The 13,476-nt window shown below is 74.0% G+C and carries 11 protein-coding genes; 7 read left to right on the top strand and 4 right to left on the bottom strand.

Features of this window, described 5'->3' with window-relative positions:
• Positions 1 to 118: 118 nt before the first annotated feature.
• The 3 genes from WN71_RS05350 to WN71_RS05340 all read right to left on the bottom strand — a co-directional run bounded on the left by WN71_RS05350 (position 119) and on the right by WN71_RS05340 (position 3,558).
• Positions 119 to 2,392 carry an NHLP family bacteriocin export ABC transporter peptidase/permease/ATPase subunit gene (locus WN71_RS05350; protein WP_420856452.1) on the bottom strand — a complete coding sequence of 758 codons (2,274 nt, stop codon included), beginning with the start codon at positions 2,390 to 2,392 and terminating at the stop codon, positions 119 to 121.
• Entirely contained in the window at positions 2,389 to 3,192 is an 804-nt protein-coding gene (locus WN71_RS05345) for an HlyD family efflux transporter periplasmic adaptor subunit (RefSeq protein WP_046587279.1), read from the bottom strand. Before WN71_RS05345 ends, WN71_RS05350 begins: the two co-directional genes overlap by 4 nt.
• A gap of 150 nt (positions 3,193 to 3,342) precedes the next feature.
• Positions 3,343 to 3,558, bottom strand: a complete 216-nt coding sequence (locus WN71_RS05340) for a hypothetical protein (protein WP_046587281.1) — start codon at positions 3,556 to 3,558, stop codon at positions 3,343 to 3,345.
• Positions 3,559 to 4,263: 705 nt separating this feature from the next.
• Between WN71_RS05340 and WN71_RS05335 the strand changes: the two genes are divergently transcribed.
• The 3 genes from WN71_RS05335 (at position 4,264) to WN71_RS05325 (ending at position 7,096) form a co-directional block, all read left to right on the top strand.
• On the top strand, positions 4,264 to 5,079 hold the full coding sequence (locus tag WN71_RS05335) for a class I SAM-dependent methyltransferase (RefSeq protein WP_046587284.1): 816 nt from the start codon (positions 4,264 to 4,266) through the stop codon (positions 5,077 to 5,079).
• A 106-nt stretch (positions 5,080 to 5,185) separates the two neighbouring features.
• Entirely contained in the window at positions 5,186 to 5,596 is a 411-nt protein-coding gene (locus WN71_RS05330) for a VOC family protein (protein ID WP_046587286.1), read from the top strand.
• 225 nt (positions 5,597 to 5,821) lie between these two features.
• Positions 5,822 to 7,096: a S1 family peptidase gene (locus tag WN71_RS05325; RefSeq protein WP_206300018.1), complete on the top strand. Its 1,275-nt coding sequence runs from the start codon at positions 5,822 to 5,824 to the stop codon at positions 7,094 to 7,096.
• A 191-nt stretch (positions 7,097 to 7,287) separates the two neighbouring features.
• Here WN71_RS05325 and WN71_RS05320 read toward each other — a convergent pair whose 3' ends face one another.
• Positions 7,288 to 9,420: a SpoIIE family protein phosphatase gene (locus WN71_RS05320; protein WP_046587288.1), complete on the bottom strand. Its 2,133-nt coding sequence runs from the start codon at positions 9,418 to 9,420 to the stop codon at positions 7,288 to 7,290.
• A gap of 274 nt (positions 9,421 to 9,694) precedes the next feature.
• Here WN71_RS05320 and WN71_RS05315 point away from each other — a divergent pair, with 274 nt between their 5' ends.
• The 4 genes from WN71_RS05315 to WN71_RS41755 all read left to right on the top strand — a co-directional run bounded on the left by WN71_RS05315 (position 9,695) and on the right by WN71_RS41755 (position 13,289).
• The gene (locus tag WN71_RS05315; RefSeq protein WP_071369802.1) at positions 9,695 to 12,169 is read left to right on the top strand and encodes a SpoIIE family protein phosphatase; all 2,475 of its coding nucleotides are present in this window, start codon (positions 9,695 to 9,697) and stop codon (positions 12,167 to 12,169) included.
• Between the two features lie 81 nt (positions 12,170 to 12,250).
• A complete protein-coding gene (locus WN71_RS05310) occupies positions 12,251 to 12,526 on the top strand; it encodes a hypothetical protein (protein ID WP_046587291.1) in 276 nt (91 codons plus the stop codon).
• Positions 12,527 to 12,658: 132 nt separating this feature from the next.
• Positions 12,659 to 12,982, top strand: a complete 324-nt coding sequence (locus tag WN71_RS05305) for a DUF6479 family protein (protein WP_046587293.1) — start codon at positions 12,659 to 12,661, stop codon at positions 12,980 to 12,982.
• Positions 12,983 to 13,112: 130 nt separating this feature from the next.
• The gene (locus WN71_RS41755; protein WP_167382895.1) at positions 13,113 to 13,289 is read left to right on the top strand and encodes a hypothetical protein; all 177 of its coding nucleotides are present in this window, start codon (positions 13,113 to 13,115) and stop codon (positions 13,287 to 13,289) included.
• The last annotated feature ends 187 nt before the right edge of the window (positions 13,290 to 13,476 follow it).

Raw genomic sequence — 13,476 nt, 5'->3', positions numbered from 1 at the left:
GGAGCCGAAGCCTTGCGCCGGCTCGGGGCCGTATCCGTGCGCCATCTCGGAGCCGTGTCCGTGCGCCAGTTCAGGGCCGTGTCCGTGGGCCGTCTCGTGGCCCTGTCCGTACGTCACCTCAACGCTCCCTGACCAGCGCCGCGTAGACGCCGCCGCGCGCCACCAGGTGGGCGTGGCGGCCGCGTTCGACGACCGTGCCGTGCTGGAGCACCACGATCTCGTCGCTGTCGCGGACCGTGCTCAGCCGGTGCGCGATCACCACGCAGGCGCAGCCCCGGCGGCGCAGGTTGTCCATCACGACCTGCTCGGTCTCCGCGTCGAGCGCGCTGGTCACCTCGTCCAGCACGAGGATGCTGGGCCTGCGCACCAACGCCCGCGCGATCTCCAGGCGTTGGCGCTGCCCGCCGGAGAAGTTGCGGCCGTCCTGCTCGACCCGGCTGCGGATGCCGCCCGGGCGGCGCATCACCACGTCGTACAGCGCCGCGTCCCGCAGCGCCTGCACCACCGCATCGTCGGGGATCGACGGATCCCACAGCGCGACGTTGTCGCGGACGCTGCCCTCGAAGAGGAACACGTCCTGGTCGACGAAGGAGACGGACGCGGCGAGCGCGCCGCGCGGAATGTCCTCCAGTCGCGTCCCGTCGATGCGGATCACCCCGTCCCACGGCGCGTACAGGCCCGCGATCAGCCGGGACACCGTCGACTTGCCGCTGCCGGAGCCGCCGACCAGCGCGACCTGTTCACCCGGCCGGACACTCAGGTCGAAGCCGGTGAGCAGCGGCTCGTCCAGCGGGCTGTAGCCGAACGCGACGTTCTCCAGCTCCACATGGCCGCGCAGCCGGCGCGTGGAGTCCCCCGCGCCGGAGCGGGTGTGCAGCGCGTCGGCGCGGAAGTTCTCGACGTCCTTCAGCCGCGCCACGTCGGCCGCGAAGTCCTGGATGCGGCCCGCGACGCCGTTGAGCCGGGTCAGCGGGGCGGTGAAACGGGCGACGAGCGCCTGGAAGGCGACCAGCAGGCCCACCGAGATGTGCCCCTCTACCGCCCGCAGCCCGCCGAGCCACAGGATCAGCGCGCTGTTCACGGTCGCCAGCGTCGGCGCGACCACGCCGAGCCATGCCGACGGCCCCCCGAGGCGCTGCTGCTCCTCCAGCGTCACGGCGTGCTGCCCGGCCCACTTGCGGAAGTAGCCGTCCTCGCCGCCGGTGGCCTTCAGCGTCTCGATCAACTGGAGCCCGGTGTAGGCGGTGTTGGTCAACCGGGCGGTGTCGGCGCGGAGTTTGGCCGTGCGGGTCGCGCGCAGCCGGACGACCATGCGCATCGCGACGACGTTCAGCAGCGCGACACCGATGCCGAGGAAGGTGAGTTGGGGGTCGTAGGTGTACAGCAGCACCGCGTACAGCACGACCACCACCGCGTCGACGCCGGCCGCCGCGAGGTCGCGGGCCAGGGTCTCGGCGACCTGGTCGTTGGACTGGAGGCGCTGCACGAGGTCGGCGGGGGAGCGCTGGGCGAAGAACGTCACGGGAAGACGCAGCAGATGGCGCAGGAACCGGGCGCTGGACAGGGTGGAGGAGATGATCCGGCCGTGCAGCAGGTTCGCCTGCTGGAGCCAGGTCAGCACCGCCGTGAGCAGCACGCACGCGCCCATCGACGCGAACAGCACGCCCAGCAGCGAGGTCTGGCCGCCGATCAGGAACAGGTCGATGTAGGTGCGGCTGAGCGCGGGCACGGCCGCGCCGACCGCCACCAGCAGCAGGCTCGCGAGGACCGCGGCGGGCAGGGTGCCGGCGGTGCCGCGCAGCCGGGCGGGCAGCGCGCCCAGGATGCCGGGCTTTCTGCCGCCCTTCTCGAAGCCGTCCCCGGGCTCCATGACGAGGACGACGCCGGTGAAGCTGCCGTCGAAGTCCTCCATGGGCACGAAACGGCGGCCCTTTGCGGGGTCGTTGACGAACACGCCGCGGCGGCCGAGGCGGCGGCCCATGCCGTCGTAGACGACGTAGTGGTTGAACTCCCAGAACAGGACGGCGGGCGCCGGCACCTCGGCGAGGGCGGCGAGGTCCATCTGCATGCCCTTGGCCGTCAGGCCGTAACCACGCGCGGCCTTCAGCAGGTTGCCCGCGCGCGAGCCGTCGCGGGAGACCCCGCAGGCGATCCGCAGCTCTTCCAGCGGGACGTGGCGGCCGTAGTGGCCGAGCACCATCGCGAGGGAGGCGGCGCCGCACTCCACGGCCTCCATCTGGAGCACGGTGGGTGTGCGGACGGTGCCGCGGCCCCGGGGCGCGGGACGGCGGGCGGGCGGTGCGGCGCGGCGGCGGCCGCGGGAGCCGGGCCGGTCACGGCGGCCGGGGGTGTCGTCGGTGCCGGTGTCGCGGCGGTCCTGGGCGGTGGTCACGGCAGCAGCCAATCGACGGGACGCTGGTCGGCCAGCCGGATCGAGGCCGTGGCCAGGGTCATGGAGTCGAGCCGGAACGGCGGCCCGTCCGCGGTGGACCACTTCAGCCCGCTGGCCGTCGCCGACCGGTCCAGCCGTACGAGTACGGCCACGGGGCGGCCCTTCTCGGTGAACTGCTCGCCGAGCCCGCTGTCCCCGAGGTAGGCGGCGATCGACTGCGCGGACTGGGCGGCGCGGTCCACGGAGCGCACATGGCCGCGCAGCACGCCGTACTGCTGCGTGGGCACGGAGGACACGGTGAGGTCCACGGCGGCGCCCGCCGGGATGGCGGCCGCGTTCGCCGCGGGCACGTACACCGTGGCGTACAGCGGGTCGCCGGCGTGCGCGACCTTCTCGACCGAGGCGATGTCGGCGCCGGTCCGCACGATCTGGCCGAGCGTGGCGGCCAGCGCGGTGATCCGGCCCGCGGCGATCGTGCGGACCATCGAATCGCCCTGCGCGGTACGGACCTTGAGTACGGGGGAGTTCGCCGGGAGCCGTTCGCCCTGCCGGGCGAGGACGGCGGTGACCTGCCCGGCCACCGGGCTCTGGAGCACGTAGCTGCCCTCGGCGTGCGTGAGGACGGCGGGCGCGCCGACCGTGGAGGCCACGGACCCGGTCACCGCCCACACCGTGCCACCGGCGACGGCGGCCAGCGACACCGCCAGCACCAGCCAGCCCTGCGGGCGGGCCAGCCGCACCGGGACGTCGAGCTCCTCGGGCGACTGGAGCCTGGCGAGGGCCTGTCTGCGGAACTGCATCGGACTTTCCCTCACCTGTCGGGCGGTCGAGCGGAGGGCGCGGCGGGACGGCCGAGAGCCCCGGAGCCGGTGGGGACGGCTCCGGGACTCACCTGTGCCGCTGCGCGGCCGGCGGCCACCGGTGGGGGATCAGCGGCCGGAGGCGGTGTCTCAGAGACCGGCGACCAGGCTGGTGACCGGGGCGGTGCTCAGGCCGGTCACACCCTCGACCGTGCCGACGGCCGTGTTGACCAGGCCGGAGACCGGGGCGACGCCGTCCACCAGGCCGGTCACGGTGCCGAGGGCGTTCACGGCGAGACCGCCGGAGACGTTGTCGAGCTCGGCGTCGGAGATCTCGACGGTCTCGACCTGGGGGGTGGAGTTCATCAGGGAACTTCCCTTCGATAGGGGTCTTCACAAGGGGGGAGCGGCCCCCTCCAAACAGATGACGGCCGCGAACCGCGGGGCGCCGGGCATCCGTTGCGGAAACCCGGCGCGAGGTCCCGCGATGCGATGGATCAAAGCACGCGGCTGTGCGCGCTTTCCAATCAATCACGGCCCTCACCAGCGAAGTTGACCATGAGTGGGTGCCATCGGTGAGGGAACGGGCATGGCTTGGGGAAGACTTCTTCACATGCCGCACGGCATCACCGCGCCCCCTCCGCGTTGTGTCCGTGCGTGTGCGACGGCAAATCCGACACACCTCTCCAAAGGCGCGGGGCACCCGCTCGCCCACCCGCGGGACCGCCGCCGGCCGTGACGTGGTTGGGCATGGGCTGTGCAGATTCCCTGAAGCGGTGATCCAGTGCGGCGCGCGCGGCACGCGGTGACCGGACGGTCACCGACGGTGGGGGCCTTGCGCCGATCGGCTCACGCGCGGCGCGCCTCGGCCGAGCCGCACGCCGGGTGTGGAGGAATCGGTGAGGCCGTGGCCCGGCGTCGGGCCCCTCGGCACCGCCCCACCCCCGCGGGTCGGCACCGCCCCACCCCGTGGGCCGGGGCCGGCCCACCCCCGTGAAGAGGTCCGGCCATGACTCCGTTCGACGAACCGCCGCTCCCCTGCCCCGGGCCCGGTCCCGCGGCGGCCGCCCGGTGACCGCCGTCCCGCACGGCGACGGGCGCTACGGGGAGAGCGTCTTCCCGCCCGGAGAGCGGGGGGAGGCCGAACGCATCGACTACGGCGCACTCGCCTACGACGACTTCACCTTCGCCCGGCTGCGGGCGCTCGGCGCCGGTCCGGGCTGGCGCTGCCTCGACGTGGGCGCCGGCACCGGCACGATCGCGCGCCGGCTGCTGACCGAGGCCCGCGTGAGCAGTGTGCTCGCCGTCGACCGCGACGTACGGTTCCTCGCCCGGCGGCCCGTGCCCGGACTGGAACCGCGCGAGGCCGACATCACCGCCCCCGACTTCGTGACGGGCCGCTACCGGCTGGTGCACGCCCGCTTCGTGCTGATGCACCTGCCCGAACGGGAGCGCGTGATCGCGCAGTTGGCGCGACTGGTCGAGCCCGGCGGGGTCCTGGTGCTCGGCGACGCGGTCGACCTGACCAGCGGCCTGGAGCCCGGCAGCCCGTACACCACCGCCATGCGCGCCATGTGGCAGGGGCTGCGCGCCACCATCGGCACCGACGTGTCCTGGGTGCCGTCCTACCCCCAACTGCTGCGCGGGGCGGGCCTGGAGGCGGTCGGCGCCGAGATCCATGTGCCGCCGTTGCTGCCGGGCAGCCCCATCAGCCGCTTCTGGGCGGACACCTGGCGGCGCAGCCGGGCGGCGATGACCGCCACCGGCCTGGTCGACGACGAGGCCGTCGACGCCGCCGTACGGTATCTGGACTCCGACGCGTGTGCCGCGCTGTCGGCAGGGCTGCTCACCGCCTGGGGGCGCGCACCCGAGGAGCCCGCGCGATGAACCGCCCCGGGCGGACGGGCGGTGCGACCCCGACGGCCGTGTCGGGGCCCGGCGATAGCTTTGTGTCCACTTGTCGACCGCCGTACCGCGCCGAGGAGCCGCAGCCATGCAGATCGTGACATCGCAGAAGGTCACCCCGTTCCTGATGTTCGAGGGCAACGCCGAGCAGGCGATGACCTTCTACACCTCGCTGTTCGCGGACTCCGAGATCCTCAGCGTCACCCGCTACGGCGCCGACGGCCCCGGCCTTGAGGGCAGCGTGCAGCACGCCACGTTCACGCTCGGCGGCGCGCCCCTGATGTGCATCGACAGCCCCGCCCAGCACGAGTTCGGCTTCACACCCGCGATCTCGCTCTTCGTGCAGTGCGACGACGACGCCGAGATCGAGCGCCTCTACGCCGCGCTCGGCGAGCAGGGAACGCCGCTGATGCCGCTCGGCCAGTACGGCTTCAGCCTCAAGTTCGGCTGGGTCAACGACCGGTACGGCGTCTCCTGGCAACTGAACCTGCCCGCCTGAACACCGGGCCGCAGGTCCGCCCGGAACAGGGCGGTCACCAGGCTGAGCAGGGACGGAGGATCACCTGGGGGCGGCCCGTCGGCGCGCCGACTCGGGCCCGCACAGCGGAAGTTGGGAAACGGAATTGAACGCACCGCGCGTCACGTCCGTACCTACAGCCATCCAGGCGCCCGCAAGCAGCCGCCGACCGGCGGCACCGACTCCGTCCCCAGGAGGTCGAGTAGGTTGAGTCACAAGCGAATTCCGAAGCGCAAGGCCGCGATAGCCATCGGTGGAGTCGCCGCGCTCGGAGCGGCAGCGATCCTGCTGCCCAACGCCAACGCCTCACAGGACGGAGCGACGACCGACGCCGCCCCCAGAACCCTGAAGGCCGGCGACGCCTCGGGACTCGCCTCGCAGATCGCCGGTCTGCTCGGCGACTCCTACGCCGGCGCCTACTACGACAGCACGGCCAAGCAACTGGTCGTGAACGTCGCCAACGGCAACGACAGCGTCATCGTGCAGGCGGAGAAGGCGGGCGCCAAGATCCGTCAGGTGGCCAACAGCACGGCCTCGCTCAAGGCCGCGGCCCAGACGCTGAAGACCAAGGCCACCATCGCCGGCACCGCGTGGTCCGTCGATCCGAAGACCAACAAGGTCGTGGTCCTCGCCGACTCCACGGTCACGGGCTCGGACTGGAACTCGCTGCGCTCCACCGTGCAGGACCTCGGCACCGGCATGGCCACGCTGAAGAAGTCCGCGGGCACCTTCAAGACCCTGGTCTCCGGCGGCGACGCCATCTTCTCCCAGGTGACCGACGGCACCATCCGCTGCTCCCTGGGCTTCAACGTCACCGCCTCGGACGGCAGCCCCGCCTTCCTGACGGCGGGCCACTGCGGTGTCGCCGCGGCGGACTGGTCCGACTCCCAGGGCGGCCAGCCGATCGCCACCGTCGACCAGGCGGTCTTCCCCGGCAACGACTTCTCCCTCGTGAAGTACGACGACGCCACCACGCAGACCACGAGCGACGTCAACGTGGGCAACGGCCAGACCGTGAACATCACCCAGGCCGAGGACGCCACCGTCGGCGAGACGGTCTTCCGGATGGGCTCCACCACCGGCCTGCACGACGGCCAGGTCACCGGCCTCGACGCCACCGTCAACTTCCAGAGCGAGACGGACCCGAACGGTGTCGACACCGTCAACGGCCTGATCCAGACCGACGTCTGCGCCGAGGCCGGCGACAGCGGCGGCTCGCTGTTCACCCAGGAAGGCGGGGCCGTCGGCCTCACCTCCGGCGGCAGCGGCGACTGCACCTCCGGCGGCGAGACCTTCTTCCAGCCGGTCACCGCCGCGCTCCAGGCCACCGGCGCCACCCTCGGCACGGGCGGCGACCAGGCCGGCACCGCGGACCCGTCCGCGTCCGCCTCGGCAGGCGACGGCACCGGCGTGACGGACCCGTCGGCGACTGCCACGCAGTCCACGGCGAAGCGCCACCACAAGCGGCACAAGAACAACTAGTCCGCCCCGCGTCCCCGCGGCCCCGGCCGCGGTGGGGAACGGTCCGGCCCTCCGGCGGGAGGGCCGGACCGTCCTGTTCTCCGGCGGCACGGTTCTGTCTTCCGGCGGCCGTCACTCCCGACCCGGACCGGCGGCGGTCACTTCCCGACCCGCACCGGCGGCCGTCACTCCCCGACCCGCACCGGCGGCCGTCACTCCCCGACCCGCAACAGCAGCAGCGCCACGTCGTCCGCCCGCTCGCGCGCCGCCGGGCTGCTCGCGAGGAGATGGTCGGCGACCTCGTCCAGCGGGGCGTCGCCGCACTCCCCGAGCCGCGCGCCCAGGGCGGCCAGCGCGTCCTCGATGTCGGTACCGGGCGACTCGACCAGACCGTCGGTGTAGAGCGCGAGCAGCGAACCGGCCGCCAGGTCGATCTCCGTCGTCGGGTACCGGGCCGTGGGCGCGACCCCGAGCAGCGGACCCCCGGCCAGGTCCAGGACCCGCACCTTGCCGTCCGGGCGCAGCAGCAGCGGCGGCGGATGCCCGGCCCGCGCCATCACGGCCCGCCCGCTCGCCGGGTCGAGCCGTACGTACAGACAGCTGGCCAGCAGCTCCGAGCCCAGCTCCAGGAGCAGCCGGTTGGTGCTGCGCATGACCCGGGCCGGCGCCTGGCCCACGGCCGTGTACGCCCGTACCGCGGTGCGCAGCTGGCCCATCATCCCGGCCGCCGTCACGTTGTGGCCCTGCACGTCCCCGATGACCGCCGCCGCGAACGGGGGCGCGGGCACCAGGTCGTAGAAGTCCCCGCCGATGTCCATGCCCTGGGTGGCCGGCAGATAGCGCGCCGCGGCCCGCACCCCGGGCAGCACCGGCAGCGAGCTGGGCAGCAGCGCCTCCTGGAGTCCGTGCGCGAGCCGGTGCTTGGCGTCGTAGAGCTGGGCCCGCTCCAGGGCCTGCGCGATCAGCCCGGCGAGGTTGGTCAGCACGGCCCGCTCCTCGGCCGGGAAGGCGCGCCGCTCGGCGTAGGCGAGGACGCAGGTGCCGACCGGGCGGCCGGACGCGATGAGCGGCAGATAGGCCCAGGCCGCGAAGCCGTCGGGGATCGCGTGCCGGGCCGGGTAGAGCCGTTCCAGCTCGTCGCGCGAGTCGAAGAAGGCGGGCGCCCCGCCGCGCAGGGCGTGCACCCCGGGCGTCTGCGCGGACATCGGAGTGCCGTCGAACTGCTCCACCACGTACGGCTCCGGATAGCCGCGGTGCCCCAGCACCCGCATCCGCCCGGCCCGGGAGCCGAGGATGACCAGCGCCTGGCTCCCCACGGCCGGGGCGATCTCGTCCGCCGTCAGCTGGATCACGTCCTCCACGCTGGCCGCCTCGGTCAGCGCGCCGGCCAGGCTGAGGACCTGCGAGATGGAGACCAGCCGGCCCGGCCCCGTGCCGGGATCGGGCGCGCTGCGGGTCAGCTGCGCCACCGACCGGGCCCGGCTGATGCGCACGCTCAGCCCGGTGGTGTCCGGGTAGAGCCGGAACGACAGCCAGGTCCCCGGTGGCCGCATCGCCAGGAACGAGGTGACGTGCTGGCTGAGCAGCGCGGCCCGGTAGCGGTCCTCGTAGACGGGGTCGTCGAGCCAGGGCACCGACGACCACAGCTGGGTGCCCAGCAGCTCGCCGGCCGGCCGGCCGAGCAGCTCGGCCGCCGCCCCGTTGGCGAACGCGATCCGCCCGTGCAGATCGAGCGAGACCAGCCCGTACGGCAGCCGGGCCAGCAGCCGCGCCGACTCCACCGTGCCGAGCGTGCCCGCGATCGCCGGGTCCGGCATCGGCAGCAGATCGGCCTCGCCGCGGAACCGGCCGTGGTCCTGGGAGGCGCGTTCGAGGCGCAGCGCCAGCCGGTCGCAGGCCGCGGTGAGCCGCCCGCGCTCCCAGCCGGACAGCACCGGCGGGTGCGAACCGGGCCAGGTCACGAAGACGGCGCCGTGGACCTTCGTGGGCGTCGCGACGGGCAGTGCGGCGAGCGCGAAGTGGTACGGCAGCACGACGGCGATGCGCGGATAGCGCCGCGCCATCTCCTGCTCGCCGCCGACCCAGACCAGCCGCCGTTCGCGCGCCGCGTCCGCGACCGGGATGGGCGCGCTCAGCCCCACCCGTTCCCAGGGCGCCGCGAACTGCCGGGGCAGCCCCGCCGTCACCGCCATCTCCAGCACCGGTTCGCCGGGCGTCAGCAGATAGACCGCCCCGGAGTGGGCGTGCACGGCGTCCATCATGGAGGCGAGCGCGAGGGACAGCAGGGGCCGGCCCGCCGGCGTCGCGGTGTCCGGCGGCGCATGTGCGTCGGACACGCAGACCACCTCCTCCGCCGGTCGCGCGACGGGTCCTCAGGGATCAGACTCCCCCCTGGCAGCGCGCGGCGCACGGCGAGCGGGCCCTGGCCGGTATCGATCCGTGCGCACCCGGTCGTGATCGTGCGCGGTCGTCGCCCAGCCGGTTTCCGGGCGCCTCGGTGTACGGGACATACAGGGGACACCGTTTCCGGGCCGTTGCGCGCAAGGGCGCTCGTCAGCGGCGCGGGCCCCGAGTCCGGGGCGGTCACAGGGGCTGCGCAGGAGCCTTATCCGCGCTGTAATGACGAGTGTGGTCAGTGGAGGCGCTGCGGTGGGCAGAACGAGAGCGCTGCGTGCCGAAGTTGCCCTGAAAACACTCACGGCCGATCTGGACGTGCCGGGCCGGCTGCGCGGCGTTCTCGAACAGGCGCTCGTCTTCAGTGGCGCGGCAGTCGCTGCCGTGTACACGCCGGACGAGGGCGGGGACGTGTTGTGCCTGGTGGAGACCGCCGGCCTGCCACGGAGCCTGTACGGCCTGCGCGACGCCTACCCGGTCGCGGGGCCCTCCCCGGTGGCCGAGGCCTACCGCACGGGCGGGCCGGTCTGGCTCAAGCCGTCCGAGCTCGCCGACTGCGCCGACGCGCGCCGGCTGCCGTCACGCGACTTCCATCTCGCGGTGCTGCCCACCCGCGTCACCGGCACGGCCGGCTGCATGGTCGCCATCGGCGAGCAGCCCGACGGCTTCGACGAGGAGGACCGCCGCTGCCTGGACCTGATCGCCGCCGCCGTCGCACGCCAGGCACCGGCCCGCCCCGGCGCCCCGGGCGCGGCGACCGGTCCGGGCCGGGTGCCGCCGAACGGCTTCAGCCTGGCCGTGGACACCGGCCGGGTCGAGGTCGGCGAGGAGATCCTCCAGCTGTTCGGGATCGCCCCGGACGAATTCGACGGCAAGGTCGAGACGCTGCTCGGCCTCACCGTGCCCGAGGACCTGCCCTCCCTGATGTCCGTCGTCGAGGCCGACCACACCTCGCTCGGCGAGCGCGAGCTGGAGTTCCGCGTCCTGCGCACCGCCGGGTCCCCGCGCTGGCTGAGGCTGCGCGGACGCCTGGTGCCGAGCGGCGAGGGACAGGCGGCCCGCCTGGTCGGCACCGTCGCCGACGCCTCCACCCTGCGCTCCGGTGTGAACGACGTCGCCCGCGTCCAGCGCCTCGCCGCCGCCCTGTCCACCGCCGGTACCGTCCGCGACGTCAGCAAGGCCGTGGTCACCGCGCTGCGCCGGCCGCTGCGCGCCGACCGCATCGCGCTGGCCGAGCTGGAGGGCGAGCGGCTCGTCGTCACCGTGCTCGACCCGCCCGCGCCGGAGGTCTGGCCCGAGCTGTGGCGCATGGAGTGGCGCGGCGAGTGGCCCGACGCCTCCGTGCGCGCCATGCCCACCCTCGCCACCGCGCTGCGCGAGGGCCGCGCCCAGATCTGGCCGGCCGGCACCCCGCTGGAGCCCGCCCTCGCCGAGGTCGGCCCCGGCGGACTCGCCGTGCTGCCGCTGCCCGCCGGCAACCGGATGGCCGGAGCCTGTCTGATCGGCTGGGACGCCCCGCACGACTTCGGCCCCGACGAGCGCGCCCTGCTCACCGCCTCCGCGGGCCTGGCCGGAGCGGCCCTGATGCGGGCGCACGCCCTCGACGCCGAGCACGAGCTGGTCAGCATGCTCCAGCGCCAGCTGCTGCCGCGCCGGCTGCCGACCCTGCCCGGCGCGGTCGCCGTCGCCCGCTACCTGCCGACCACCGCGGGCCTGGAGGTCGGCGGCGACTGGTACGACGTCATCCCGCTGCCCGACAACCACGTCGCGTTCGTCATCGGCGACGTGCAGGGCCACAGCGCGGCCGCCGCCACCCTCATGGGGCAGATGCGCACCGCCCTGCGCGCCTACGCCGCCGAGGTGCACCCGCCGGACGTGGTCGTCTCCCACGCCAACCGCCTCCTCATGGAGATGGAGACCGACCTCTTCGCCACCTGCTGCTATGTCGACGTCGACATGGAGGAGGGCACCGCCTGGCTGGTCCGCGCGGGCCATCTGCCCCCCGTGCTGCGCCTGCCGAACGGCGAGACCGTCCTCGTCGAGGCTGAGGGCGGACCGCCGCTCGGCGTCGTCACCCAGGCCGACTTCCCGCTCACCCCGCTGCGCCTCCAGCGCGGCACGGTCCTCGCGCTCACCACCGACGGCCTGGTGGAGTCCCCCGACACGGACATCGACGACGGCATGGCACGGTTCGCCGCGGAGCTGGCCGCGACCGACCCGGCCCACCTCGGCGCGGTCGCCGACGCGCTGCTCGACGGCGCGCGGCGCAGCGACGACGTGGCCCTGCTGCTCATGCGCTACGACGGCATGGCCTCCCGCCCGCAGCGGGAGAGCTGGACGGTGTGGCGGGTCCCCGAGGCCGTCCGGCACGCCCGCCGCTTCACCCGCCGCACCCTGCGCACCTGGGGCGTCTCCGCCGACTCCATGGACAGCGCCCTGCTGGTCGTCTCCGAGCTGGTCACCAACGCCCTGGTGCACACCGACGGCAAGGTCCGCCTCGACCTCACCCTGGTCAACAACCGGCTGCGGGTCTCGGTCTCCGACACCTCGCCGCGCACTCCGATCAAGCCCACGCGGATCGGCTGGGAGGCCACCGGCGGCCGTGGCGTGCTGCTGGTGGAGGCCGTGTCCGCGGCCTGGGGCACGGTGCCGGTCAGCGGCGGCAAGCAGGTGTGGAGCGAGATCAACCTGGACGCGTGAACCGCCGCACGGGTGCCCGCGGGCCCCGCCCGGGGGGTTTCGGGAGGCCGGGACCGCGGTGCCGTGATTGGGTCGGGGGTTGTGGCGCACACCTTCGAAGAACTCGTCGAGAAGCAGCGGGCGGCCGACCTCGCGCACAGCAGGGTCCTCGAACTGCGGGACCGCTACGGCCCACCGGCGAGCGGGCAGTGGACCGAGACGCAGAGCGGAACCTACGAGACGGCCCTGCGCGCCTGGCGCGACCTGGCCCGGGACGCGCAGACCGCGCTCAACGAGTACGCCCGCGACGAGGGCCGCCCCCGCGCCGACGTGGAGGCCGACGTGGAGGAGGCGGCGACCGGGCCCGCACAGCCGTGAGTTCGCTGAGCCGTGGGATCGCTGAGCCGTGAGTTCGCTGAGCCGTGGGATCGCTGACCCGTGAGTCCGCTGAGCCGTGGGATCGCTCCCCGCATAAGGGTCGGGCCGGGCGATGCGGGGTACCCGCCCGCCATGGACACCACACGCTACGAAGCAGCCTCCGCCGGTACCGCCCTCGGCCTCGTCGCCGTGCTGATCGGCGGCCTGGTCGTCGCCGGTGCCCTGGTGTGGGCCGTACGGTTCGGCATCGGTGTGCGGCGGAGCGAGTCCCCGGCCCCGGGCCCCGGCGACCAGCCGTCGCCGCCGGCCTCCGGCCCCGTCCACGAGACGCGGGAGATGCGTGAGCCCGACGAGGTGCCCCGCGCGCAGGACGGGAGCGAGCGCCTCACCCCGCACCAGCTCAACCCCTCGGGCACCAGGCCCGCGGCCGAGCAGCGCCGGCGGCGCTGGGGCTGAGGGGCGCGCGACGGCGCGCGGCGCCCGTGTTTGCCCTACCCCGAACGGGGGACCCGGGAGGCGCGGGTCCGGTGGGCGCCGGGCCCGAGCGGTACGACGGACGACGGACGCAGAAGGAAGATGAAGGGCAGTGACGGCGCGCAGCGATGACGAGACCCTCTTCAGGACGCCCCGGACAGGCTGGGCGAAGGCGCACGACCCGCGGGCGGAACAGGTGCGCACCTGCGTGTCGGCCTTCGGCGACGAGCACTCCCCGGCCGCCGAGCGCAAGGGCGGCGACGGGAACATCGTCAGAGGCGAGGACTGAGCGGGGGCGGAGACCGAGCGAGGGCGAGGGCCGGACGGGGATCGGGTCCACCCGAAGAACGCCATTCACTCGTTCGCAGTAATTACTGGACGTCGAGGCCGAGCGCGGCCTCGACGTCCGCATGTCCGCGAACAGGCCGGAACCACCGATTCCAAAGGGGCCGGGGACACCTTGAGGTGGGGATCGG

This window comes from Streptomyces mangrovisoli (genome assembly GCF_000974985.2).
Classification (GTDB): Bacteria; Actinomycetota; Actinomycetes; order Streptomycetales; family Streptomycetaceae; genus Streptomyces; species Streptomyces mangrovisoli.
The sequence above is the reverse complement of the archived record's forward strand: the minus strand, read 5'-3'. Positions and strand labels throughout refer to the sequence as shown.

Coding starts and splice junctions, on each gene's coding strand:
- WN71_RS05345 (WP_046587279.1), bottom strand. CDS start 3,192: ATGCAGTTCCGCAGACAGGCCCTCGCCAGGCTCCAGTCGCCCGAGGAG.
- WN71_RS05340 (WP_046587281.1), bottom strand. CDS start 3,558: ATGAACTCCACCCCCCAGGTCGAGACCGTCGAGATCTCCGACGCCGAG.
- WN71_RS05330 (WP_046587286.1), top strand. CDS start 5,186: ATGCAGATCGTGACATCGCAGAAGGTCACCCCGTTCCTGATGTTCGAG.
- WN71_RS05315 (WP_071369802.1), top strand. CDS start 9,695: ATGACGAGTGTGGTCAGTGGAGGCGCTGCGGTGGGCAGAACGAGAGCG.
- WN71_RS05305 (WP_046587293.1), top strand. CDS start 12,659: ATGGACACCACACGCTACGAAGCAGCCTCCGCCGGTACCGCCCTCGGC.